A 25,622-nucleotide genomic window follows, 5' to 3' on the forward strand; every position below is an offset into this window, starting at 1 on the left:
CAGGCTCTTCTCTGAATCAGTAAAAAAGCTGGGGACAATCAACTGCCCTAGAGGGGCGGCTGTGCGATCGATTCAAAGAGCGAACGCCGCGCTTTCGCGTACGATGCGGCGCCGTCACCCCGGAGGCTTGGGCGATGCCAAGAGGGCACGTTGACCCTATCCCAAAACGCATACGCTCTCCGCTTCCGGCCGCAGGCACACGAAACTACACTCCAGCAAAAGCAACGGAGAAAGGAAATGCCAAATCCACCTACCCGCACTAAACAAACACGGCAAAAGACATATAACATAAAGAAACCGCTGCGCATCCTTCTGGCCGACGATCACGCCCTCGTACGCGCGGGCCTCCGCAAATTATTGGAGCAAATACCCGCCGTCGAGATCGTCGGCGAAGCGGCCAACGGCCTCGAAGCATGCCGGCTGGCTCGCTCCCTGAACCCCGATCTCGTGCTGATGGACATCTCGATGACCGTCTTGAATGGCGTGGAGGCCACGGCGCAGCTGCTCAAATCCTCAGACGCCCAGGTCCTCATCCTGTCCATGTATGCCAATTCCGACTATGTGCAACGTGCTCTCAAAGCCGGTGCCCGCGGTTATCTGCTCAAAGAGGCAACGAACACGGAGCTCGAATTGGCCATCGAATCGGTGCGCAAAGGCAAGATTTATCTCTCCCCCGCCGTTGTCACCGATGTCCTCGACGAGTGCCTCGACTACCTCGGCCAGACCAGCAAGCAAGAAGGCGGAGAGCTCGAGGTTTTGACCCCGCGGCAACGGCAAATACTGCAACTCATCGTCGAGGGCAATACCAATAGTGACATCGCTGATCTGCTGCATCTGAGCATCAAAACCGTAGAAGCACATCGCTCCGAGCTGATGCATCGGCTCGACATTCACGATGTTCCAAGCTTGGTGCGTTATGCGATGCGCATGGGGATCATTCCGCCGGAGCGGCCGATAGATGAACCGGCAGCGTGATATGGATCACAGAGAATGATCGCGCTGGCTCGATTCGGGGGCTCTACCGCCGGTTAACGAGGGTTTACCCGCGTCGTTATTCACAAGAGGTTATTCATACTTAAACCCACGGCCAAAGCAAAAATCCGGCTAGAACAGGTACCGAGAACTGACTCGCGGCCGCTTCCACCGCCAGTCCTGCCCTTGGCAGACGGTGATGAGGCAATGTGACCAAAAAACAGGCCCGCGTTCCTGTCTAGCAACACCAAAACAGGGAGGGATATGCGATGGCAGTGCAAACCGAAACGTGTCTCGGCTACGAAAACCTGGTCGCCGCCACTTCGAAGCAAGTGCCCCACTTAAAGGCGCGCGGGGATCAACCCGACTCTGCGGGCGGCGCACCGCTTGCCCAAACGCTTTCCAATTCCCAGCTCGATCAAATGCTGGTCGCGCGTGTGCAAGCCGGCGACAAACAGGCCTTCAATGCGCTAGTCCAAAAGTATCAACACAAGCTTTTCAAGCTGATCTCCCGCTACATCCACGATCAGACCGAAGCGCTGGATGTGGCGCAGGAAACATTCCTCAAGGCGTACCGCGCATTGCCCAAGTTCCGCGGCGACAGCGGTTTTTACACCTGGCTCTACCGCATCGGGCTCAATACGGCGAAAAATCACCTGGTCGCGCTCGGCAGGCGGCTGCCCGACCAGGACATCGATGCCCAAGAGGCCGAGCGCTACGGGATTGATTTCCGGCTGAAGGATCACGATTCGCCCGAGGCGCTTGCCCTGCGCGACGAGATCGAGCACACCGTGTCACTGGCCCTCGAGGAACTACCGGAGGACCTGCGCACCGCGCTTATCTTGCGGGTGCTCAATGGCTTGACCTATGAGGAGGTGGCACAGGTGATGGATTGCCCGATCGGGACAGTGCGCTCACGTATTTACCGCGCCCGCGAAACCATCGACAAGCGCCTGCGCCCCCTGCTGGAATGACGACGGGCACCCGGCAACGCGGATAACTGCCGAATCCGTTCTCGCTAAGTAAGCACCCTACGGGTGTGATACTCCGGGAACCATTGTCACGCGCGTCTCGCTCGTTACGCGCGCGCAACCAAACGTCGAGCTGCGCATTGCCCGCGCTGGTGTACTCACCGCCCTCATTGAAAGGACCGTAGAGGCAGAACAGGCCCCCTGGCCCCACAACCCGCGCGAGCCCAGCGAACATGCACTCAACGCTCGACCAGGAGAGGATGTGCGCCGTGTTGGCCGAAAAGGCGCCGGCGACGCGGGTCACAGGCCAGGGATCACGGCGCACATCCAGGGCTAATGGGGGCGGGAGGTTGGCCAACGCCGCCTCCCGCCGTTATGCTTCAATCCCGCCAAGCTCCGCTGGCAGCTCAGTTGCCTGCCAAGTTACATGCGGCAAATTGGTCGCGAAATAGACGGCGTGCTGCCCGGTGCCGCTGCCGATCTCCAAAATGCATCCCGCCTCGGTGAAAACATGTCTGAGCACATCGAGTATCGGGGCCTTGTTACGATCCGCCGCGGCGCAGAAGGGTCGCTGCAGATCGCTTGCCATCTTGCTCCACCATTTACTCTATCTCGCAGTTGCCGAGCTTTATCGGAATCAGTGTAGTGCGTTGCTCTATTTAGCGCTTATAACGTGAGACCAGACGGCTTACCGCTCGAGCACGAAACTCGCGTGCACCACACCGGTAATCCGCTTGGTGATCGTTGCGGTATTGTAGACACCGACACTGGAGACATTGGTGGAGTGCAGCGCGGTCACCTGGAATACGCCGCTATCCACCGAGCGCAGCGGCCCCACCTGCGCGCCGGTGGTCCCGGCGATGCTCTCGGCACGCTGCTGGGCATCGTGGATGGCCTTGGCGAGGAGCTCACGGCGCATCTGCGGCAGCTTGCTGTAGTAGTAGGCCAGAGTCTGCGTGGCGAGGCTGATCCCCTGCTTCAAAAACGGCGTCATGTCCTGCGCCAGCGCCGTCACTCGCTGCACTTGCTCGGAATCGATGGTCACCGTCTGCCCCAGATCGTAACCCATCACCTTGTCCACGCAGCCAGGCGGGCTCTGGTAGCCGCAGCGCTGATAGCGCGGATTCTGTTGCACCGGCGAGATTACCAGTTTGTCGCGCTGAAAACCCTGCGCGCCCAGCAGCGCGACGATCTCGGCCAAATCCTTCTGAAGCCGAGCGTAGCCCGTCTCCAACGCTGCCACGTCCGTGCTGTCTACCGTTCGGGTAAAGCGCCCCACCCACTTAACCGTATCCGAATCGACCACCTCGTGGCTGGAGCCGGTGACGCTGATCATCGACGTATCGAACAACTTCACGTACTCGACGCCTCTCATCACGACCCACGCCGAGCCCACCATGCCGACAGCCAGGATCGCTCCGAATACGATCAGCGCAATTGCGTTGTTGCGCTCCCACCCGGCCATCGTCTATCCCCCATGGCTCCGATCAACTCTTGCATTTCGAACGCATCCAAACCGCCGTTCAAACCCGAATAATGAGGTATCCGTCTAACCGTACACTACACATTCAAGTCTTATCCGCGACTTTGACCGCCCAAAAGGCGCGCATCCAGCGGCTTGAAGCCTCCCCATTCTCTGGCGGCTCGAAGGCGCAGCGGCGCATCACTCGCAGCCCCGACCGCTGTAGTCGAAAAGCGCCAGGCCGCTCGAACAAAATAGCCGGGAACTGGAATCCAGCGCCCTCCAACGGTAGAGCCTCTACCACATCATGATGGCCATATCACCTGCGGAAAAATTGAAATATAGGCGTATCCGGAGAATATAGCGCCTACCCTGGTAAAGCCGAGCGCGAATTCGGGCGTTCAAGTGGCTACCGCTGTCATCATCGCCGTCGACGAATTTCAGGTTACCGCCTTGATCCTCGAACAGCACCATGACCGTGTCGGATGCACCGAAAGTTTGAATTGTGTATTCACGCGTCACCCCAGGCACGACCGCAAAGTTCTTCTGCTCGCCGGGGGCGAGCGACAGCACTTCTGACTTGAACGGCTCAAGCGTGGGGTTGCTCGAATCATCCTGGGGAGGATACAAACGACGCACTTCTTCGATGTCGGAGTCCGACAGCCCCGGTTGCGGCGTCAGCCCCTCCTGATACTCCTCCGGTTTCTCAATCAAGCCTGCTTGAAACTTATAGTGCATGATGGAATCAGGATCCCACTCCGACCCTTCGACAGCGCCGGGTAGAAGCTTTTTCAACACATTGTGGTGCGTGGTCTCACGAGACCAGTTGTTCGGCGGACCGCCGAAGTAGTTGTACACCGCCTCCTCATCCCAGATGATCCCGGCAAATGGGTTCTGGTGCTCGTGCGGAAAGCCAAGGGTATGCCCAATCTCATGAACCGGCGTATCCACTCCACGCGGGTCTTGTGTGAGATCCCATCCGAAATTCATGGTGCGCTCCGACTGGCCAGGAATATCGATCACGTCTCGCCCTACATACGACCAGGCGCCATCACCGGAGAGAAAGCCGATCCGGACTTCGGATTCGCCGATGTCCGCAACCTCTTCGAAACCAATACCGATTCCAACCGCTTTCCAGACATCGAATCCTTCCCGGACGAGCGCTTTCTGCGTGTCTTCGCCCGAGAAAGGGCCGCTTTTGAAAAAGTAATACCGCAGCTTAGTGCCATTGACCCACTTCTTATCGAGATAGCGAATTAAGCGAGCGCGATGCAGGGAGACGTCGCGTTCGAAAGTTCGTTCGGGAACTTCCGGCAGGCTACAGAACCGCTCAGACGCGTTCTCTTGCGTGCTTTCCGGCCGGCGTTGGCCGGTTCTCAGCTGCGCCTCGAGCCGATCGAGTCTACTGGCCAGTTTTTCAATCTGCTTGGAAAGCGGTTTTAACTTTTCGACGGACATTGCTGAGCTCCCCAAGGTGCTGATGGGATTCTTATGAAGCATAGTTGCTTCGACGATAGTACGCTCGTGGGGCTGGCGTGCTTTCACATCCGCTAGAGTCAACAACGGATCACCGGCTAGGCCGGCCCGCGCATACTCAAGTGTGCCTCGTGGACTCGGACAAAAGACACAGGCCCAGCTATGCACAGAGCAAGGGGTGCTGCTGAATGGAAACTACAGTCTGCGAGTGCTCGACATCCCATTTCCTGCGGCTTGATTTTATCCTCTTCGTGAGTTACTGCTTCGTCTATGAAATCAAACGTAATTATCTCAGATCCCCAGATCATGGGCGGCACGCCGGTATTTAAAGGGACCCGCGTCCCGATGCAAACGCTCATTGACTACCTTGAGGCGGGTAGTACCATTGAGGAGTTTCTAGAAGGCTTCCCAACCGTCGACAGACAACAGGTGATTGATTTTTTTGAGGAAACCAAGGAGCGGTTTCTTGCCAACGCGTAGAGTTCTCCTCGACGAGTGTATAGATAGGCGACTTGCGAAGGAAATTACTGGACACGAGGTCTCCACAGCACCTGAGATGGGATGGGCCGGACTGAGAAATGGGGACCTCCTTTATAAGGCAGAAAGAGATTTTGACGTTTTCATCACGGTCGATCGAAACCTCGCTTTCCAGCAAAACCTGCCGAAATTCGCGATTGCGGTCCTCGTCCTGCACGGGCATTCCAATCGACTCCAAGATCTATTGCAACTCGTCCCGAAAATCCTCGAAGCTTTAAATAATCCTCAGCCTGGAAAGACTGTGACGATAAGCTGCTAAGGAATGGTATAGCGCCGATTTCTCCGAACACGAAAGTAAGTGATACTTTCGTTGCCGAAGAGAAGATTTGGAGGTGGGCAAGAAGCCGCTGTTGAGCACCGAGCAGCGGGCGCAGTTGGTGATAAGCCCCACCTATGCTGCGCTCGCCACCGAGGCGGGAGGGTGGCGCATGGCGGGCACGCTAAGCAGCCTTGACCGTCACATCGAGACGCTTGCCGAGTGCGGCGAGCGCGGCCTCGATCTGATCGAGCCGCGAGGCATGATTGAGGTCGATCAGTCGGTCGACCTGCGGCATGTGCCAGTGCAGCCGTCGGGCCAACTCCGCCTTGCGCACCCCCTGCGCACGCATCTCGGCGTAGAGCAGCACTTTGGCCGCAGTGAGCGCCGACAGGCGGACCGCGCGCTGCCCTTCGCCCGGCTCGGAGGGCAACGGCACGTCCTCGCGGTCGTCTATCCGTGCGGCGATCATCGTCTCGAGCGCGTCCACCGCGCGGGCAAGCGCCTCAGCTTCATCCTCGCCGAAGGTCGTCACCTCGGGGAGGTCCGGGCACGTCACGAGCAGCGTGCCGTTGGTATCAGGGGTCAGGATTACAGGGTAACTCAACATCCCATCACCTTATTTCAGTCCTAAATCTTTCTTGATCTTCTCCATCAAGCCCTTACCCAGCTCTTTACCACCGCCGTGCATGGGCAGGTCCGCTTTGCGATGGCCGCGCCGTATCAGCAGATAACCGGAGCGGCCCTTCGTCTCGAACGTGCAACCTTGCTTGGCAAGCCACTTCTGGAATTGCTTGCTGTTCATGGGTCATTATACAAAAGTGTTTTATGCATAACATTTATGTTGCGTATTTCACCCGTCAATAAGGAGAACAGCGGATGAGCCTCGAATACGACGAGCGCCGGACGCTCGCCGCGCTACCGCGGGAGACGTTCGCGGGCGAGTAACCACTTCCCCCGCCGCCACGAATGAATGACTCCTATTTCGGCCTCGGTCACGTCATCCCAAGGGAAAAGACGCAGACCGGCAGACGAAAAAATAGTCAATCAATGAACTGCTTCACGTCGTTATTTTTTACACTTTTTGTTTCCTGGACTGATCAAGCTGAGCATTTATAAATCCAACGTATTGTTTAGCTATGATAAAGATAATAGCGGCCTAAATATTGCCTTCTAAGCCCCCTCCGCTACAAAATCCGCTTATACAAATTTTTTGCAAAATCAGCTGGCTGTTCTGCTCTCTTGATGCTACACATTGCGTCATGGGCGATCGGTTAAGTAACAACTAACTCGCTAATACATCGCCCGGCATGTCACAGAATAAAGGCCAACCATTCACTCGCGATGGAACGAAGCATCCGCAGGGTGAGGGTTGAAAGCCGTGGCATGCACCGCTCCAAATCCAGATCTCTGAATACTAAAGCTTAATAACAAATCAACAGGGAGAAAATTTAGATGGCGGATCCAATCATCACGATCTCCAGCGGTCAGGCCATAGAGAACGGGACGATTCAGTTCGAGGTCACACTCTCCGAACCGGCGACCCAGGCGGTAACCGTTGAACTCCGAACCTTGGAGGGGGCTGGCACGGCACTCGGTGATCGCGTGGACTTTAACGAAGCGTTCAGCACTGTGCGCATCAATGCGGGTGAGACCAGCACCACGTTCGGCATTAGGTCGCTTGCGGACAACCTGACCGAGGCCGACGAGAGCGTGGTCGTCGAACTCTTTAACCCCACCAACGCGGTATTCCCGGATGACGCAGGCGCGCTGCGCGCGACCGGGGTGATCCTCGATGACGACGGCACCGGAGCCAAGCGAGCGCTGTTCGTCAGCCCAGTGCAGCTGGTCGAGGGCGACGACGGCAGCCAGCAGGCGGTCTTCGAGGTCACCCTCTCGCGCCCCTCGGACACCGCGATCACGCTCGATTACACCACCGCCGACGGCTCGGCCCAGGCCGGCACCGACTACCAGGCGCTCGCCGACTCGCTGACCTTCGCCCCGGGCGAGACCATGAAGGCGGTGGCCGTGCCGCTCATCGGCGATACCGTGGCCGAGGCCAACGAGTTCTTCAACCTGGTGTTCACCCCCACCGCGGCGATCGCCAACGGCGTCGAAGGCGCGGTCGGCAAGGCCGTGATCCTCGACGATGACACCTCCGCCGCGCTGCCCGAGATCAGCATCCAAGGCGGTCAGGCCATAGAGAACGGGACGATTCAGTTCGAGGTCACACTCTCCGAACCGGCGACCCAGGCGGTAACCGTTGAACTCCGAACCTTGGAGGGGGCTGGCACGGCACTCGGTGATCGCGTGGACTTTAACGAAGCGTTCAGCACTGTGCGCATCAATGCGGGTGAGACCAGCACCACGTTCGGCATTAGGTCGCTTGCGGACAACCTGACCGAGGCCGACGAGAGCGTGGTCGTCGAACTCTTTAACCCCACCAACGCGGTATTCCCGGATGACGCAGGCGCGCTGCGCGCGACCGGGGTGATCCTCGATGACGACGGCACCGGAGCCAAGCGAGCGCTGTTCGTCAGCCCAGTGCAGCTGGTCGAGGGCGACGACGGCAGCCAGCAGGCGGTCTTCGAGGTCACCCTCTCGCGCCCCTCGGACACCGCGATCACACTCGATTACACCACCGCCGACGGCTCGGCCCAGGCCGGCACCGACTACCAGGCGCTCGCCGACTCGCTGACCTTCGCCCCGGGCGAGACCATGAAGGCGGTGGCCGTGCCGCTCATCGGCGATACCGTGGCCGAGGCCAACGAGTTCTTCAACCTGGTGTTCACCCCCACCGCGGCGATCGCCAACGGCGTCGAAGGCGCGGTCGGCAAGGCCGTGATCCTCGACGATGACACCTCCGCCGCGCTGCCCGAGATCAGCATCCAAGGCGGTCAGGCCATAGAGAACGGGACGATTCAGTTCGAGGTCACACTCTCCGAACCGGCGACCCAGGCGGTAACCGTTGAACTCCGAACCTTGGAGGGGGCTGGCACGGCACTCGGTGATCGCGTGGACTTTAACGAAGCGTTCAGCACTGTGCGCATCAATGCGGGTGAGACCAGCACCACGTTCGGCATTAGGTCGCTTGCGGACAACCTGACCGAGGCCGACGAGAGCGTGGTCGTCGAACTCTTTAACCCCACCAACGCGGTATTCCCGGATGACGCAGGCGCGCTGCGCGCGACCGGGGTGATCCTCGATGACGACGGCACCGGAGCCAAGCGAGCGCTGTTCGTCAGCCCAGTGCAGCTGGTCGAGGGCGACGACGGCAGCCAGCAGGCGGTCTTCGAGGTCACCCTCTCGCGCCCCTCGGACACCGCGATCACACTCGATTACACCACCGCCGACGGCTCGGCCCAGGCCGGCACCGACTACCAGGCGCTCGCCGACTCGCTGACCTTCGCCCCGGGCGAGACCATGAAGGCGGTGGCCGTGCCGCTCATCGGCGATACCGTGGCCGAGGCCAACGAGTTCTTCAACCTGGTGTTCACCCCCACCGCGGCGATCGCCAACGGCGTCGAAGGCGCGGTCGGCAAGGCCGTGATCCTCGACGATGACACCTCCGCCGCGCTGCCCGAGATCAGCATCCAAGGCGGTCAGGCCATAGAGAACGGGACGATTCAGTTCGAGGTCACACTCTCCGAACCGGCGACCCAGGCGGTAACCGTTGAACTCCGAACCTTGGAGGGGGCTGGCACGGCACTCGGTGATCGCGTGGACTTTAACGAAGCGTTCAGCACTGTGCGCATCAATGCGGGTGAGACCAGCACCACGTTCGGCATTAGGTCGCTTGCGGACAACTTGACCGAGGCCGACGAGAGCGTGGTCGTCGAACTCTTTAACCCCACCAACGCGGTGTTTCCAGATGGCGTGAAAACATTGCAAGCCACCGGCATCATCCTGGATGACGACGGTACCAACAACAAGCTCGGTCTGTTCGTGGAAAATGCTCAGATCGTCGAGGGCGCCGACGGCGTCACCCGTGAGGTGGCGGTCCCCATTGTGCTGTCCCGTCCGGCCGATCAGGAATTGACGCTCAACTTCACAACCGCCGACGGCGAGGCCACCGCCGGTCAGGACTACACCCAGACCAGCGGCAGCGTGACCTTCGCACCCGGCGAGACCATGAAAGCCGCCTTCGTACCGATCCTCGGAGACAGCGTCGAAGAGCCAAATGAGAACTTCACCTTGACGGTCACCCCCACCGCGGAAATCGCCAACGGCTCGGATGGCGCGACGGGGACGGTCACCATCATTGATGGCGACGTTGGGCCGACTCCGGAGAAGCCGGTGCTCGCCCTCGAAGCGGTCAATGCCGATCAGCCCGAAGGGAATACCGGAACAACGCCGTTCACCTTCCAAGTAACGCGCAGCGGGGATTTGAGTGCGGCGAGCACGGTGGCGTTCGCAGTGACCGGTACCAGTGCAGACCCCGCCCAGGCCGATGACTTCGCCGGGGCCACCCTGCCCAGCGGCGTGGTGAACTTCGCCGCCGGCGAGAGCGAACAAATCATCACCGTCAATGTCGCCGGCGATACGGTGGTCGAGAACGACGAAGGTTTCACCGTCAGCTTGTCCGATCCCAGTGACGACACTGTTATCGATGCGAACAACAACACGGCGAATGGAGTTATTCGCAACGACGACGGCGAGCAACCTCCAGTGGTCGCTATCGAAGCAGTCGATGCCGATCAACCCGAGGGCGATGCTGACACAACCGCGTTCACTTTCCGAGTGACCCGCAGCGGCGATCTCAGTGCGGCGAGCACGGTGGCGTTCGCAGTAACCGGCAGCGGCGCCGACCCGGCACAAGCCGACGACTTCGCCGGGGCCACGCTACCCAGCGGCGTGGTGAACTTCGCCGCCGGCGAGAGCGAGCAAATCATCACCGTCGATGTCGCCGGCGATACGGTGGTCGAGAATGACGAGGGCTTCACTGTAAGCCTATCCGACCCGACTGATGCCACCATCGACGCCGACAACGCGAGTGCCGCAGGCATCATTCGCGACGACGACGGCGGACTGCCGGTGGTCGCGCTCGAAGCGGTCAATGCCGATCAGCCCGAGGGCGATACCGACACAACCGCTTTCACCTTCCAACTAACCCGCAGCGGTGATCTCAGTGCCGCCAGCACGGTGGCGTTCGCAGTGACCGGCAGCGGCGCAGACCCGGCCCAGGCGGATGACTTCGCCGGGGCCACGCTACCCAGCGGCGTCGTGAACTTCGCCGCCGGCGAGAGCGAGCAGATCGTAACCGTCGATGTCGCCGGCGATACGGTGGTCGAGAACGACGAGGGCTTCACTGTAAGCCTATCCGACCCGACTGATGCCACCATCGATGCCGACAACGCGAGTGCCGCAGGCATCATTCGCGACGACGACGGCGGGCTGCCGGTGGTCGCGCTCGAAGCGGTCAATGCCGATCAGCCCGAAGGCGATGCCGACACCACGGCATTCACTTTCCGAGTAACCCGCAGCGGTGATCTCAGTGCCGCCAGCACGGTGGCGTTCGCAGTGACCGGCAGCGGCGCAGACCCGGCCCAGGCCGACGACTTCGCTGGTGCGACACTGCCCAGCGGCGTGGTGAACTTCGCTGCAGGGGAAAGCGAGCAGATCGTAACCGTCAATGTCGCCGGCGATACGGTCTTCGAGAACGACGAGGGCTTCACTGTAAGCCTATCCGACCCGACTGATGCCACCATCGATGCCGACAACGCGAGTGCCGCAGGCCTCATTCGCGACGACGATGGCGAAACGGTAGTCGCCCTTGAGGCAGTCAATGCCGATCAGCCCGAGGGCGATGCCGATACCACCGCGTTCACTTTCCGGGTGACGCGCAGCGGTGATCTCAGTGCCGCCAGCACGGTGGCGTTCGCAGTGACCGGCAGCGGCGCAGACCCGGCCCAGGCCGACGACTTCGCTGGTGCGACACTGCCCAGCGGCGTGGTGAACTTCGCTGCAGGGGAAAGCGAGCAAATTATTATCGTCAATGTGGCCGGCGACACCGTGCCCGAAAACGACGAGGGCTTCACCGTAACTCTGTCCGATCCCACCGATGCCACCATAGATGCGGACAACGCCAATGCTGCCGGGCTCATCCGCAACGAGGACCCTCAACCACCGACGGTGGTCGCCCTCGAAGCGGTCAATGCCGATCAGACCGAAGGTGATACCGACACCACGGCATTCACCTTCCGGGTAACCCGCAGCGGCGATCTCAGTGCCGCCAGCACCGTGGCGTTCGCAGTAACCGGCAGCGGCGCCGACCCGGCACAAGCCGACGACTTCGCCGGGGCTACGCTGCCCAGCGGGGGGGTGAACTTCGCCGCCGGCGAGAGCGAACAAATCATCACCGTCAATGTCGCCGGCGATACGGTCTTCGAGAACGACGAGGAATTCACGGTCACCCTGTCCGATCCCACCGATGCCACCCTCGATGCCGACAACGCCAGTGCTGCAGGGATCATCCGCAACGACGACCCTGAAAACGAAGGATTCTCCATCCGCCTCGGTGATGCGCCGGTACGGGTTTCCCGGGCGACCAGAGACGCATGGGAGAAAGCCTGGACCGATCCCGATGACCGCGTGGACATCACGCACAAGGCGGACCTGACCGACGGTAATGAATCCTATACGGATGTTCTTTTCCAGAGCTCGGGCAGCGGCTCGCTTGCCGGAGGGGATATCGCGGCCGGCGATCTCGGTGTGAGCGGTCAGACGCTTCAGACCAGTGCCATTCGGCAAGAGATCGACGGCACGGAGGGGCTGCGCTTCGAGCTGAATCAGGAAGCAACCGAGTTCCGGTTCGGGGTGTCCCGCCTCTTTACGGACGACGAGGGCACGGGTTTCACCGAAGCCGGTCGCGTACAGCTGCTGAACGACGCCGGTGAACTGGTCGCGGAGGAGTTCTTTTTCGCCGACAATGCGGCCGGCACGCAGGAGGCCGCCGTGTCCGCCCCGCAGGGGTTCACCCAAGCCGTTTTTTCCGCGGGCGCCTTCGACGGCAACGCGTTCGTCTTCGGAGCCTACGGCAACGGTACCGGCGACGGATTTGGCTCGGAATCATTTGCTGATGGCGGCAAACAGCACGGCAGCGATTACGCCGTGGATTTCGTCGAGTTCGAAGCGTTACCGATCGTCGGCGTCGGTTCGGATCCCGGAGCGGGGGTTGTTTAAAGAATCTGAAAACTCCGCCTATGCAGAGGCCCTTCGACAAGGCTCTCCCGAGCCGGTCGAAGGGCTCAGGGCGAACGGATTAGGTGATCAGATAATTCTTTAATTCTCCGGACACTCCGGCAAGCATGCAACAAAACAAAGAACAGTACATCGAGGAGGCTCGAATGATGGGACAAGGTCGATTTTGTGATTGGAGTGCCTGGGCCGATGGGCGTGGGCTGTTATCGCTTGCCTTCGGCGGGATACTGCTATTGGCACTGACGGGGCCGGCAGCATGGGCGGCTCAGGTTTTCGAGCAGCCTCCGGCGGACGGCAACGATGCCTTTTCAAGTTTCAAGGACGATCAGTCCGCCGATGATTTCCTGCTGTCTTCAGACGCGGCCGTGACCCAAGTGCGCTGGTGGGGATCGTATCTCATCAATCCGGGCGATCCCGGTGACCCGGGGGTGGACGATCTATTTCACGTGCGCTTTTTCAACGACGCGGGGGGTATTCCGGACGCGAATCCATCCACGGAGTTCATGCAGCCGACGCTCAACGTCAGCCGCACCGCCACCGCTTTACAAGACATCGCGGGCGGCACCGTGTTTCAGTTCGATGCAACCCTGCCGAGTCCGGTTGTTCTGACGGGAGGCACGCCTTTCCATCTCTCGATCGTTAACTTCTTCGACGCAACAGATGCCGAATGGTTTTGGTTGTTGAGCGACCAACAAACCGGCGACAATGCCTTCCGCTTCGATGGAGATCCTTGGACGAGCGGCCCGCCGGGGGATTTGGCCTTTGCGTTGTTCACGGCCGGAAGGCCACCGACAGCGGTCCCGGAACCCTCGCTATTCGGTATGTTCGTGCTGGGTCTGCTGTTGCTCGTAGGCGCCCAACGCAGCCGGCGGCACGGCGGTGTATCCGACCGCGCGTGCTGAGCTTCACGCCAAGCGCAGCAGGTATGGACGCGCGGCGATAACAACAACCGCGCGGACCTATAAATACAAAACCGCTCACAATCATCTTGTGGCCAGGAAGGACTGCCACTACTTAGGCGGCAAGGACGCCCACCCGCTCTTGGGAAGTTGGCCAACCGGAAGGCATACGCCTTACTCCTCTCGCCACGCCCGTTCCAGGCTGTCCAGAAATGGCCGTGCCAAATATTCGATTGCCGTACCCTCCCCCGTTTTGATCATCACTTCGGCCGGCATACCGGGCTGTAGGTGCTTGTCACCGAGCCGCGCCACCTCATTGTCGGATACGGCGAGACGTGCCTTGTAGTAGGCTTCGCCGGTGCGCGAATCGACGATCCGATCAGCGGATATGTAGCTTACGTGACCGACCAATGACGGCGTATTACGCCGTTTAAAAGCGGTGAATCGAATGTTGGCCTCTTGTCCAATATGCACATTGTCGATGTCTTGCGGTTGCACCCTTGCTTCGATGATCAACCGGTCATCGACGGGGACGATATCCAGAACCGTTTCCCCGGCTTTTATGACACCGCCGACCGTATGCACCGCCATGCCGACGACCGATCCACTGACCGGCGCGCGGATTTCGATGTGCTCAAGCACATGCTGCGCGGCGCGGATACGCTCTTTGAGATCCAAGATATCGGCCTGGATCGAGCGCAACTCATCGGCCACCTTTTCCTGAAACTCACGCCATAGCTGGATGATCTGCAGCTTCGTCTCCCCGATTTTGGTATTGGCCTGGGCGATCTCTGATATGTGCTCCCCACGCTCGCCTTCCAGACGTGCGACTTCGCGCTCGAGCGCAAGATAACGAGGCTTACCCACATAGCCTTTCTGCAACAGTTTCTGCAGGCTCCGGGCCTCGTCCTCGACGAGCTCGATCTGGTGTTCCTTCGCTTTTTGCTGCGCTCGCACCCCAGCAATGTCGTTTTTGAGCTGCTCGATGCGGCTCTCGAGGATGATGGTTTCACCCTTCAATGCATTTCGCCGCGCCTCGAACAGGGTTTCCTGCCCAGAGAGCAGCTCCGCGACGTTCGGGTCGACACGCCTTTTTAACAAATCATCGGCAAATTCGATCTCGGCCGCGTCATCGCGTTCGGCCAGCAGGCGCGCTTCTAGGGCACGGGCAGCGTCAGACTTGGTCTGCAGGATCGCAAGGGAGGCTTGCGGTTGGGTTTCATCAAGCTGTACCAGCACATCACCCGCTTTAACCTTGTCGCCGTCGCGAACCAGTAGCGTTTTGATGATGCCGCCTTCGAGGTGCTGAACTTTTTTATGATTGCTGTCGACCGTGACCACGCCCGGAGCAATGGCGGCGCTGGCAAGCGGTGCGATAGCGGCCCAGGTTCCAAAGCCGCCGAATGCGACCAGGATAGCCACCACTCCGAGCGCTATGGATGAACCCAGATTCAGGGGCGGTTTCCGAGGATACGGTTCCTTGGGGCGGGATTGCGTGGACGAAGCCATGGCTTATCTCGTGGTTTGGTTATCCAGCGTGCCGCGCCGTGCACTTTGCTCACCGGTATTGACGACCGCGTGCGTGACACTCGGCAATACCTCCGCCGGCGGGCCAAACATATTGACTCGGCCGTCGCGCAGAACCAAAAGCTTGTCGACCGCGTTGATGATCGCCGGGCGATGCGCAATCACGACTACGGTTTTGCCGGCGGCGCGCAGGTTCGTCAGCGCCGTGCGCAGCGCTTCTTCACCCTCAGCGTCGAGGTTCGAATTGGGTTCATCCAAAACAATGAGTACCGGGTCGCCATAGAGCGCCCGCGCCAGTGCTATGCGTTGCCGTTGACCGGCCGAGAGAACGCTGCCCCCTTCCCCGATCGGCGTATCATAACCCTCGGGGAGTTCGAGGATCATCTCATGTACGTCGGCCCGTTTAGCCGCCGCAACAACTTTGTCACCCGCCGGCTGCTCATGGAAGCGCGCAATGTTCTCGGCCACGGTGCCATCGAATAGCTCGACGTCTTGCGGCAGATACCCCACGTGCGGTCCGAGCTGTTCACGGTTCCAGCGGCATACGTCGGCCCCATCGAGCCGTATATGCCCCGCCGCCGGTTCCCACACGCCGACCAGCAGGCGCGCCAAGGTGGACTTGCCGGCCGCATTGGGGCCGATCAGACCAAGCATCTCACCTTTTGATAAAGCGAAAGACACTCCTTTGAGGATGGCTTTGGTGGCCCCGGGAGGGGCGGCGACCACCCCCTCTACGGCGAGTACTCCGCTCGGTTTCGGCAGCTTCATCGGCTCCTGTGCGGGCCGCCATTGCGCCATGAGATCCTGCAATCTTGCGTAAGCGGACCTTGCACTCAAGAAACTGCGCCACGAATTGATCGCCACTTCCACCGGCGCCAACGCCCTCGCCATAATGATCGACGCCACGACCATGACACCGGGGGTAATCACCTGCCGAATCGCAAGATACGCCCCCACACCGAGCATCCCGATCTGTAGCAGTTGGCGCACGATCTTCGCGCTCGCGCTCACCCCACCGGCCCGGTCGCTGGCCAGCGCTTGCAGCGCGATCGCCGTTTCCTGGCGCCGCAACCACCGCCGCAACAGGCCCGTCATCATGCCCATAGCCTGGATCGCCTCGGCGTTGCGCAGGCTGGATTCGGCAAACGCATGGGAATTGACGGAGACCTTTGATGCTTCCCTGAGCGGACCGCGCGTGATCAACTCGCCCACGATCGCCAATGCGAAGAGAATCACCGCGCCACCCAAGGCGACGAAACCAAGGACGGGATGAAGCACGAATATGACCAGGATAAAAATCGGCGTCCAAGGCGCGTCGAACAAGGCGAGTAGGCCGGGACCGGTCAGGAAAGTTCTGATCGTCTCCAGATCGCGAAGCGGCTGGCCGTGTGTCCGCTGGCTGCGCAAACGACTGACGAGCATCGCCGAGAGTACCGAATCGCTCAATCGATTGTCGAAGCGGGCACCTACCCTAACGAGAATACGCGAGCGCGCAAGATCCACCAAACCAAGCGTCAATAGAAGGCCCAGGGCGAGAATGGTGAGCATGAGCAAGGTATCTTCGCTGCGCGAGGCTAGTACACGGCCGTATACCTGCAGCATGTAAAGCGGGACGGTCAGCATGAGCGCGTTTATGAAAAAGCTGAATATCCCGACCGAACCGAACACCCCGCGGGAAGCGGATAATGCGTCGTCGAGCTCGGTACGGGTATTCGCTCGAACGCCAGCGGCGGCCATAGCGTGCTCCTGTGTTCTTGTTTTATCTGGCTAGCGCATTGGCCATTTGCGACTATGATACCGGCTGATGCAATGGGCCGGTTCTTTATCTCACCCATTCTAGCCGAGCAACGCCGAATTTGGGGATCAGAATACGGAAATCGTGTGCTGCACTCAGCCGCTTAGGGAGTTGCATCAGCTCGATCATTGATCACTCGACCGACGGCAATACGTCCGACACGGTAAATCGAGTATCCGGAAACGCGAGGGGCGTTAACGTGTCGCCGGGACGCAAGCGCCGAGTCAAGCTATAACCGTCCTTCCTCGGCTCTCGCAAGACTTCCACACCGCCCGTGGTCAAATCCACAATCCAAAGCTCTATGATGCCGGCGGCGGCACAGAGTGGCGCTTTCACCTCACGGTCACGCTGCAACGAAGTATCGGCAACCTCGATGACGAGGAGCACATCATCCGGGCGCGGATGAGCGTCCGCGTAGCACTCGGGGCGTCCCCGCAGCAAAGCGATATCCGGGTAGAGTTCGGAGTCGTCCGAAAGTACCAGTGCATTTTGTGGTGAAACCACGACTCCCTCGCCGACGCTGCGAGACAACAATTGTACGAGCAAGTTCACGCAGGCGGCATGGCGCGGGCCGATCGGCGCCATCGTCAACAACTCCCCAGCCACCAGCTCCACCCGCTCATCATCGGTGAGGATACCGACGGCGCCCATCCGATGGTATTCCGCGACGGTGAAGCGGCGCCGCTCCCTTGCCTCGACATGAAATACGGCCGCACCCATGGATCGACTCCATCGACGCCGCGCGCCGGTTGCTATATCTGCAGATTCATTATATCGGAGCGGCGGGCAGCAGCCATTATATTCAGGACTGCGTGCAGTATTCGGTCAGACGCAGCACGAAATCATCCTGATGGACGCTACGGGGCTGTCGAAAATAGCGTCGATCGCGGTTATTGCACCCAATTCTCCAGCTTCAGGCCGTCCACACGCTCAAATTCACGGGTGTTGTTGGCTACCATCGTCAGCTTGGCCAGTGCCGCCGCCCTGCGCTCGTCAGGATACTTGGACATCGTTTCCCCTATCGCCCCCCATCTTTATTAGAAGGATAACTCGGTGAGACGACATCTATCCTGACAGGGAGGGGGTCGAACGGAATTGTCCGCTCGAACTCGAAGCTACCTTTTACGTTCAGGGCGTGGCGCGAGCCAGGAGGTGTAAAGAGAGAGGCATCATCGGGCGCCAAGGTGCCGGTAGAGTTGTCTCATCGCATCACGGGCCACGCTCAAACGCCAGATCCGCTGTCCAAAAGATCACACGGAACCTCACACCTTGGAAGCTTCACGAGCGCCGCTGGATGCACCCTGCCAAGTAGTATGATGAAACGAGTGTGGGCCAATAAAGATCTCCGCCTCGGTTTGAATTGATACGACACGTGTCGCCTGATCCCCTAGGCGCGGCTTGCGAGGATAAAATAAGCCAACAGCCCACTCTTCTTGAGAATAGGGGTTAGCTGACGAGCGGATGTTGGTTCGTGGAACGATTTCTTTTCCAGAATCATCGCAATAAGAATTACGAACTCTGATTACGATCTCAGCTTTGTAACGATTCTTTTCCATTATGGCTTTATTGATCCAACTCGCAACCAACCAAAAAAAATAAACTCCCGGAACAGCGCACAAAACTTTTATCCCCATTGGCATTGGTTTACGTTCTTTAGGCCTCACCGTCCAAACATTGACTTCACCACCTAGGCTCGTATAGATAAGAGGCGCACACGGTGAACGAGAATCACACCAACTCCAAGTTTCGACCCATATTTGTTGACCAGGAACTTGCTCTATTTTTTGATAATGCGACATCGGTTTACCTCAAAATATATTTGTTTGCTGGTGCTGGTGAGTATGGGCAGCTCATGCAGTACAACAGGACTTGTCTCGCACTATAGGAACGCCATGCCTGGCCATTTCGGAGTCCCTGGCTAAAATATGCAAATAAAATGGCTCGGTTTTACGGGCTCGATAACAGCAACGATCAATTGTTAGTTAGAGAGCTGAAACCAATCACGCAGCAGCAAGACAGGCACAGCGCATTACATACTCGGATAGCAGCCCGATCAACTGAGGCGGCTGGACTAAAACGTCTGGCCATACCCCAGGGGTATCTGATTTATTCGCCACGCGGCGAAGTCTACCAGGCTAAGGATTGCGCTTTAGCATCAAGCGGCAGCGATAAAGGCCAGCCACGCTTGCTCGCAATTACCCTTGGAAGAATTCGCGACGTTCAAAAAGAAGACGCCGGCACTGGGTCACGGCGTCTTCCGAAGAAGGCTCTAACGCTATTACTTGTTGGGCTGTGGCGTCAAACGCAGATACGCACGTAGTGTCTTCCAGCCCTTGGGAAACTGTGCCTTAGCCTGCTCGTCCGAGATGCTCGGAAGGATTACGCAATCATCACCGTCCTTCCAATCCACGGGGGTGGCAACTTTGTGATTATCGGTGAGCTGGAGGGCATCGATCACCCGCAAAATCTCCTGGAAATTACGCCCGGTAGCCGGCGGGTAGGTAATCATCGCCCGGATTTTTTTGTTTGGATCGATAAAGAACACTGATCGAACCGGTACGGTGTCACTGGCCTTGGGATGGATCATCTCGTAGAGTTCAGCGACCTTGCGATCCTGATCGCCGATGATTGGGAAGTTGACCGTGGTCTGCTGAGTGTCATTGATGTCGTCAATCCAGCGGCGGTGGTCTGCTACTGAATCCACGCTTACCGCGATTACTTTGGTGTTGCGCTTATCGAACTCTGGCTTGAGATTGGCCGTGCGTCCCAGCTCCGTGGTGCATACCGGCGTAAAGTCCGCTGGATGCGAGTAGAGCACCGCCCAGTGGTCACCAATCCATTGATGGAAGTCAATGGTGCCTTCAGTGGTCTCGGCGGTAAAATTGGGAGCGGTATCACCGATTCGTAGCGACATAAAACGGCCTCCTTAGTTATGCTTAGCCTGTCGCCGCAGCATACAGTCGTCCATCGTCACGGTCGACCACATAGCTACAGCATGATTATTTTTCGGTGGAATCGTTTACTCTATTTATCATACCATGCGTTATATACTGCGCTGCATCCGCTCATATCCGCGCCGTGTAATCAACACCATGTTGACACTTGCAAGATAAAGCGCGCCGGATTGGTGCAGCGCCTCTGCCAGCTTCGAATGCTCATTCGCGGCCAGACAGAAAAAATCCATCCCTTCTTCCAGGCAAGGCCGCACGCGCTTGAAGACCCGGAAACTCGTCCCTTTAGGCACGCCATTGAGCCGATCGAGCTGCCGTAAGGTCATCACCTCCCGGCCGCGGTAGTGGAAAGGTTGCGTCTTCATACTAGCGAACCCGCCAACGACGTCCCGTCAAAAGACGTATCGAGGTGAACAAATGTGTCTAATACCTGTCATCATGGCAAGTGTAAACGCCTAGCGGAGCGGGAACGAAGCCCATGGATTTTTTGTACGACTACGGCCTCTTTCTAGCAAAGACAGCTACCGTGGTGATTGCGCTGCTCGCCGTAATCGGCACCGCCGCGGCAACGACCATGCGCGGTCGCGGCCGTTCCCGAGACCGCCTGGAGCTGAATCGTCTCAATGAACGCTACCGGGATAGGGTGGAGCGTATCGAGGGTGTGTTTACCCCACGGCGGCCTGTATGGCACCGGAAAAAACGCGCCACGGCTACCCGTCAGGCCAACAGCAAAGACACCAGCGATCGCCCTCGGCTGTTCATCCTGGACTTCCAGGGCGACCTCCGGGCGAGCGCAACAGAGAGCTTGCGTGAGGAGATCAGCGCCATCTTAACCGCGGCTCGGCCGCAGGATAGAGTTTTGCTGCGGTTGGAGAGCGCGGGAGGGCTGGTACACAATTATGGGTTGGCCGCCTCGCAGCTTATCCGACTACGCAAACGGGGTATCCATCTCACTATAAGTATCGATCGTGTGGCAGCCAGTGGGGGCTATTTGATGGCGAGTGTTGCCGACTGCCTCGTTGCCGCACCCTTCGCGATCGTCGGCTCCATTGGAGTGATCGCCCAAGTCCCCAATTTCCACCGCGTGCTAAAGAAGCATGAGGTGGATTTCGAACTGCATACCGCCGGTGAATTCAAGCGGACGCTTACCCTGTTCGGGGAAAATACGGATGCCGCGCGGGCAAAGTTTCGAGAGGAGTTGGCAGAGATCCATCAATCGTTTAAGGAGCACATTGCCCGCTATCGACCTAACGTCGAGATCAACCGGATCGCAACCGGTGAATATTGGCTTGGTGAGCGTGCCTGCGAACTCGGGCTCGTGGACGAGTTAGGCACCAGCGACGATTTTATCTTAAGCCGACTGGAGACAATGGAGCTCATCAGTCTGCGTTTTCGGCGTCGTGAACGCATGACCCGCCGCCTCGCGCTCGGGTTCGAATCCCTGCTGAAGCGACTCATGGGACACTGAACGGCGCCCATTATACTTGAGTAAGACACTGTGTCCCTATTGGCACACACTTCTGCCATTGATTAGGGCAGGGCAATGCAAACGCATTTTAATGAAGCCCAGGAGGAATTTGCGTCGTCACACTCCAGCAAGCGTGCAAACCTGTCATGGACCAGTACATGAACTGGCCGAATTATTGCCTCGCTGAGGCTTTCTTCGCAGCTAGTTTGCAGCGCACTTGCGCACAAGGAAGTAAAACTCATCCTCGTGTCGCCAATGATCTACGAGCTCGTGCCCGGTTTTAATGCAAAAAGCGGTAAAATCGATCACTGAGTGCGGGTCGGTAGCCCGCACGCGAACCACCTGCCCGTTGAGCATGGTGACGAGTTGCTTTTTCGTCCGTAGGATTGGCAAAGGGCAGTTGAGTCCGCGCAAATCGAGATCGACATCGTACTGGATACTCATTGCTGCAGTCATAAGCTTACGGGCAGCGTAAAATTCGTTATCCCAAACTATCAACCGTCGACAGTATAACTGATTACTGCACCAGAATGGGGGGCGGGATTCCCTTATGAGCACAAACCACGACACCGATCGCCAAGAGCACGAATTCGACCCACGCCCGGTCAGTGACGAGCAGCTGCGCGAGGAGTACTCGCGGGAACAGGTCGAACGTTGGCGCAAGAACGCCGACAAAGCCCACAGTGAATGGTTCGACGTTATGAACAACCCCTACGGCAAGGATTGAACATCGTCTAGAAAGCGGGCGGCTAGCGGGCAGTCCTACTGTGTAGGCCCATGCCTTGCTCGAAGCCGGTCTAAAATCGCTAGACTATGAGCTCTGGTGCCATCGCACCAGGTCACACTCTGATCTGTAGACCATTCGGACGAAATTGAATAGAGATTTCTACGCCATGAGCGACCTTAAGGGCATCCCTATCGTCATAAGCGGAACCAAAATCGCCAAACCCAATGGCATCCGTGCCATCAAAAACGGACTCAAAGTGGATCGCCGCGCTACGGCGATCCCACGTGGCAACAAACCGAGCTGGCTGCGAGTACGGATACCTACGGGCGAAGGCTATCAGCGAGTCAAGCAAATTGTTCGCGATCACCGCCTGGCTACGGTGTGCGAGGAATCCATGTGTCCTAACATCGCTGAATGTTGGGGCAGTGGCACCGCCACCCTGATGTTGATGGGCGACGTCTGCACGCGTGCCTGCCGTTTCTGCGCCGTGGACACCGGCAACCCGCGCGGCCGGCTCAACCCGGACGAACCGCGGCTAGCCGCCGAAACGGTGCAGCTCATGGGGCTTAAATACGTTGTGCTCACCTCAGTGGACCGGGATGATTTACCCGATGGTGGCGCCTCGCACTATGCAGACTGCGTCCGATGGATTAAACAAAACAACCCGGAAACTGCGATCGAAGTTCTAACACCTGACTTCAAAGGCGTACTGGAACACGTCGCGCAGGTAGCCGGCACCAATATCGATGTATTCGCGCAAAATGTCGAGACGGTGAAGCGACTGACTCATCCGGTCCGGGATCCGCGTGCCAGCTACGAGACGACATTAGGTGTCCTTGAATATGTCAAACAACATTATCCTACGGTACTGACAAAAACCAGTTTGATGTTGGGCCTTGGTGAGACGGATGAAGAGGTCCTGGAAACCATGGACGAACTGCGAGCGGTCGGGGTGGATATCATCACCTTCGGACAATATCTGCGCCCCACTCTTAATCACCTACCGGTGCAGCGCTACGTCACACCCGCTGAATTCGAGCAATATCGTCGCTTGGGATTGCAAAAAGGCTTTCTGGAAGTCGTCTCTGGTCCGTTGGTCCGCTCGAGCTACCGCGCCGAACGCGTACTAGAACAGACTAATTGCGGCCTCAGCCAGAGCACCGACACGTAATCGAATCAAACTGCTAGGCTCTGATAGCCGTGCCACAAACGCAGTAACCGCAGCTAGTAAAATCCCCGCCCCACTCTGCAAATCGGGCCGATAAACTGCTAGCTCGCTAAGCGAAACGACCGACCGTCCAGTGGTCGGTCGCAGCATAGGGTAGCTTTCCGGAGCACCGCGGCCGATCACATCGGGTTACCCTACCCCAGCCACGGTTGCCGACATCCACTCACGACAATGCCAATTTAATGTAGGGTAAATACCGATCGAACAACAAAATAGCAAAGATTGCCATCAGGTAGATGATGGAGAAACCAAATGACTTCATGGGCAGCGACTTATCTGACGAAACCAGCATGGCCACACCATAGTAAAGGTAAATCCCGCCCATGATCATCGCGCCGGTCAGGTAAATAAGTCCACTGAGTCCTGTGACAAACGGCAAGGCACTGACCGCCACCAGTAGGATGGTATAAAAAAGCACATTCCAGCGGGTATAACGGTCACCGTGAGTTACCGGCAACATGGGAATATTGACCTTGGCGTAATCTTCTCGCCGATGAATAGCAAGCGCCCAGAAATGCGGTGGTGTCCAAACAAAGATGATGAGAAACAAGAGCAGCGAATTCGGATCAATCGATCCGGTAACGGCCGTCCAGCCTAGCATAGGAGGTGCCGCACCCGCTGCACCGCCAATAACTATGTTCTGCGGCGTCGCTCGTTTTAGATAGAGCGTGTAAATAAATGCATAGCCAATGAGCGATAGAAATGTCAAAAAAGCGGTGAGCGGATTGATGAATAAGTAGAGAATACCGAGCCCACTGACCCCTAACAGACTGGCAAAGACGACGGCGTGCGGCGTTCGAATGCGCGCGGTTGGCAAAGGCCGGCGCTTGGTCCGCCACATTTGCCCGTCTATGCGTTGGTCAACCATGTGATTAATCGCGGCGGCCGAACCCGCGGCCAGTGCGATCCCGAGGCTGCCCAAAGTCAACGCCCGCCAAGGCACCTCGCCTGGGCTTGCCACCAACATGCCAACGATTGCTGTAAAGGCCATCAGAGCGACAACCCCTGGCTTGCATAATTCATAGTAATCGCGCCAATGGCGGATCAAATGCTGGCGGGCTGGCTCAATCCAAGTGATAGAGATACTTCTACTCATGATGCACGCACCGGTCTAATGAGGTGGTTAAGTGTCACAAACGTCAAAAGTAGCAGCGCAGCTCCAGCATTATGTGCTACCGCTACTGGAAGGGGCAAGATAAACAGGACGTTGCTCACCCCCAGAACGAATTGAGCGGTCACCAACAATGCGAGTACTACGGCGCTCCATGTCGCGACACGCCCGGGCACCCAGCGCCAGAGAGCGAGTGCCAATCCGAGGGTGAACACGGCGACGATTACGGCGCCCAATCGATGTACCAAATGGATAGCGACCCGCGCCGGCGCTTCGAGCACACCGTATTCGTAGTTGATCCCGAGTCCGCGCCACAGCACGAAACCCTCGCTGAAATCAGCATTAGGCCAAATCTGTCCATCATGACAGGCCGGAAACTGATTGCACGCCAACGCTGCGTAATTGGAGCTCGTCCAGCCGCCGAGCGCAATCTGCGCTACCACGAGAACCAAGCCGAGCGCCAAAGCCGCTTTTAGCCAAAATTTCGGAACGAGCCCACTCGAACTCTCGCCGGAGCGCCTCATTCGTAAGACTTGCCACCACAGTAATGAGACGATCGTCAGTCCACCGAGCAGATGCGCGAGCACGACCACCGGCTTGAGCTGCCAAGTCACCGTCCACATCCCGAGTAAAGCCTGAAATACCACCAAGCCGAGCAAAAGCAGCGGGATAACCAGTGGATAGCCCGAAATTTTGCGCTTACGCCAAGCGGCAATTGCTAAACCGAGAATCAGCAACCCAAGAGCACCGGCGAAATAGCGATGGATCATCTCCTTCCAACCTTTGGCCGCCTCGAGCGGGCGGTGTGGATAGGCTGCCTGCGCCGCCTGCTGCGCAGCCGGGCTCTCCGGTACCGTCAGATGACCGTAGCAACCAGGCCAATCGGGGCAACCGAGCCCGGCGTCGCTTAGGCGCACATACGCGCCGAGCACTACCACACCGAGCGCGAGCACCGTCGCTAGTAGCGAGAAACGATAAAACCACGGGCTTGCCACCGTCGCTCCTCTGGCCGTCATCATTGGATTCGCAGTCATCGTCTGGC

At 58.4% G+C, this 25,622-nt stretch carries 21 protein-coding genes and 1 pseudogene; 8 read left to right on the forward strand and 14 right to left on the reverse strand.

The genetic code is table 11. The annotated features are described in order from the left end of the window. Positions 1 to 237 precede the first annotated feature (237 nt). Both NB231_RS05710 and rpoE read left to right on the forward strand, forming a co-directional pair. Positions 238 to 975, forward strand: coding sequence for a response regulator (locus NB231_RS05710; RefSeq protein WP_005000501.1), 738 nt, complete (start codon positions 238 to 240; stop codon positions 973 to 975). 266 nt (positions 976 to 1,241) lie between these two features. Then, positions 1,242 to 1,946: an RNA polymerase sigma factor RpoE gene (gene rpoE / locus NB231_RS05715; protein WP_005000503.1), complete on the forward strand. Its 705-nt coding sequence runs from the start codon at positions 1,242 to 1,244 to the stop codon at positions 1,944 to 1,946. Between the two features lie 109 nt (positions 1,947 to 2,055). Here rpoE and NB231_RS19425 read toward each other — a convergent pair. The 3 genes and pseudogenes from NB231_RS19425 to NB231_RS05730 form a co-directional block, all read right to left on the reverse strand. Continuing rightward, positions 2,056 to 2,532, reverse strand: a pseudogene (locus NB231_RS19425) (DUF938 domain-containing protein); the annotation flags it as partial. A gap of 99 nt (positions 2,533 to 2,631) precedes the next feature. Beyond that, a complete protein-coding gene (locus NB231_RS05725) occupies positions 2,632 to 3,408 on the reverse strand; it encodes an SIMPL domain-containing protein (protein ID WP_005000505.1) in 777 nt (258 codons plus the stop codon). A gap of 294 nt (positions 3,409 to 3,702) precedes the next feature. After that, the gene (locus NB231_RS05730; RefSeq protein ID WP_232210393.1) at positions 3,703 to 4,905 is read right to left on the reverse strand and encodes a M12 family metallopeptidase; all 1,203 of its coding nucleotides are present in this window, start codon (positions 4,903 to 4,905) and stop codon (positions 3,703 to 3,705) included. Positions 4,906 to 5,151: 246 nt separating this feature from the next. Here NB231_RS05730 and NB231_RS05735 point away from each other — a divergent pair, with 246 nt between their 5' ends. Continuing rightward, on the forward strand, positions 5,152 to 5,361 hold the full coding sequence (locus tag NB231_RS05735) for a DUF433 domain-containing protein (protein WP_005000508.1): 210 nt from the start codon (positions 5,152 to 5,154) through the stop codon (positions 5,359 to 5,361). Positions 5,362 to 5,858: 497 nt separating this feature from the next. On the opposite strand, the gene NB231_RS05745 is transcribed toward NB231_RS05735, so the two are convergent. Together NB231_RS05745 and NB231_RS05750 are read right to left on the reverse strand one after the other, a co-directional pair. Continuing rightward, positions 5,859 to 6,284: a type II toxin-antitoxin system HicB family antitoxin gene (locus tag NB231_RS05745; RefSeq protein ID WP_005000510.1), complete on the reverse strand. Its 426-nt coding sequence runs from the start codon at positions 6,282 to 6,284 to the stop codon at positions 5,859 to 5,861. 9 nt (positions 6,285 to 6,293) lie between these two features. Continuing rightward, the gene (locus NB231_RS05750; protein WP_005000511.1) at positions 6,294 to 6,479 is read right to left on the reverse strand and encodes a type II toxin-antitoxin system HicA family toxin; all 186 of its coding nucleotides are present in this window, start codon (positions 6,477 to 6,479) and stop codon (positions 6,294 to 6,296) included. Between the two features lie 650 nt (positions 6,480 to 7,129). On the opposite strand from NB231_RS05750, the gene NB231_RS16670 reads away from it, so the two are divergent. Then, positions 7,130 to 12,856, forward strand: a complete 5,727-nt coding sequence (locus tag NB231_RS16670) for a Calx-beta domain-containing protein (RefSeq protein WP_005000516.1) — start codon at positions 7,130 to 7,132, stop codon at positions 12,854 to 12,856. Between the two features lie 125 nt (positions 12,857 to 12,981). After that, on the forward strand, positions 12,982 to 13,776 hold the full coding sequence (locus tag NB231_RS05760; protein WP_005000517.1) for a DUF7901 domain-containing protein: 795 nt from the start codon (positions 12,982 to 12,984) through the stop codon (positions 13,774 to 13,776). 171 nt (positions 13,777 to 13,947) lie between these two features. Here the strand turns inward: NB231_RS05760 and NB231_RS05765 are convergent, their stop codons facing one another. The 6 genes from NB231_RS05765 to NB231_RS05785 all read right to left on the reverse strand — a co-directional run bounded on the left by NB231_RS05765 (position 13,948) and on the right by NB231_RS05785 (position 20,411). Beyond that, positions 13,948 to 15,282 carry an HlyD family type I secretion periplasmic adaptor subunit gene (locus tag NB231_RS05765; protein WP_156776910.1) on the reverse strand — a complete coding sequence of 445 codons (1,335 nt, stop codon included), beginning with the start codon at positions 15,280 to 15,282 and terminating at the stop codon, positions 13,948 to 13,950. A gap of 3 nt (positions 15,283 to 15,285) precedes the next feature. Beyond that, positions 15,286 to 17,037: a type I secretion system permease/ATPase gene (locus NB231_RS05770; protein ID WP_005000520.1), complete on the reverse strand. Its 1,752-nt coding sequence runs from the start codon at positions 17,035 to 17,037 to the stop codon at positions 15,286 to 15,288. A 190-nt stretch (positions 17,038 to 17,227) separates the two neighbouring features. Further along, a complete protein-coding gene (locus NB231_RS05775) occupies positions 17,228 to 17,815 on the reverse strand; it encodes a Uma2 family endonuclease (protein WP_005000521.1) in 588 nt (195 codons plus the stop codon). Between the two features lie 542 nt (positions 17,816 to 18,357). After that, positions 18,358 to 18,894 carry a hypothetical protein gene (locus NB231_RS18335; RefSeq protein ID WP_156776911.1) on the reverse strand — a complete coding sequence of 179 codons (537 nt, stop codon included), beginning with the start codon at positions 18,892 to 18,894 and terminating at the stop codon, positions 18,358 to 18,360. A 479-nt stretch (positions 18,895 to 19,373) separates the two neighbouring features. Then, positions 19,374 to 20,009, reverse strand: a complete 636-nt coding sequence (locus NB231_RS05780; RefSeq protein ID WP_005000524.1) for a peroxiredoxin — start codon at positions 20,007 to 20,009, stop codon at positions 19,374 to 19,376. Positions 20,010 to 20,138: 129 nt separating this feature from the next. Then, positions 20,139 to 20,411 (reverse strand): ORF6N domain-containing protein, encoded by a 273-nt coding sequence (locus NB231_RS05785; RefSeq protein WP_005000525.1) that lies wholly within the window; start codon positions 20,409 to 20,411, stop codon positions 20,139 to 20,141. 113 nt (positions 20,412 to 20,524) lie between these two features. On the opposite strand from NB231_RS05785, the gene sohB reads away from it, so the two are divergent. Beyond that, the gene (gene sohB / locus NB231_RS05790; protein WP_005000526.1) at positions 20,525 to 21,514 is read left to right on the forward strand and encodes a protease SohB; all 990 of its coding nucleotides are present in this window, start codon (positions 20,525 to 20,527) and stop codon (positions 21,512 to 21,514) included. 201 nt (positions 21,515 to 21,715) lie between these two features. On the opposite strand, the gene NB231_RS05795 is transcribed toward sohB, so the two are convergent. Then, the gene (locus tag NB231_RS05795) at positions 21,716 to 21,958 is read right to left on the reverse strand and encodes a sulfurtransferase TusA family protein (protein ID WP_005000527.1); all 243 of its coding nucleotides are present in this window, start codon (positions 21,956 to 21,958) and stop codon (positions 21,716 to 21,718) included. 106 nt (positions 21,959 to 22,064) lie between these two features. On the opposite strand from NB231_RS05795, the gene NB231_RS18960 reads away from it, so the two are divergent. Next, a complete protein-coding gene (locus NB231_RS18960) occupies positions 22,065 to 22,241 on the forward strand; it encodes a hypothetical protein (RefSeq protein WP_005000528.1) in 177 nt (58 codons plus the stop codon). 166 nt (positions 22,242 to 22,407) lie between these two features. Next, complete coding sequence (gene lipA / locus NB231_RS05805) at positions 22,408 to 23,412, forward strand: lipoyl synthase (RefSeq protein ID WP_005000530.1); 1,005 nt, start codon at positions 22,408 to 22,410, stop codon at positions 23,410 to 23,412. Between the two features lie 220 nt (positions 23,413 to 23,632). On the opposite strand, the gene cyoE is transcribed toward lipA, so the two are convergent. Together cyoE and NB231_RS05815 are read right to left on the reverse strand one after the other, a co-directional pair. Next, entirely contained in the window at positions 23,633 to 24,565 is a 933-nt protein-coding gene (gene cyoE / locus NB231_RS05810) for a heme o synthase (RefSeq protein WP_005000531.1), read from the reverse strand. After that, the gene (locus tag NB231_RS05815) at positions 24,562 to 25,599 is read right to left on the reverse strand and encodes a COX15/CtaA family protein (RefSeq protein ID WP_005000532.1); all 1,038 of its coding nucleotides are present in this window, start codon (positions 25,597 to 25,599) and stop codon (positions 24,562 to 24,564) included. The genes cyoE and NB231_RS05815 overlap by 4 nt, the downstream gene beginning before the upstream one ends. Between the last annotated feature and the right edge of the window lie 23 nt (positions 25,600 to 25,622).

The organism is Nitrococcus mobilis Nb-231 (assembly GCF_000153205.1).
Lineage (GTDB): Bacteria > Pseudomonadota > Gammaproteobacteria > Nitrococcales > Nitrococcaceae > Nitrococcus > Nitrococcus mobilis.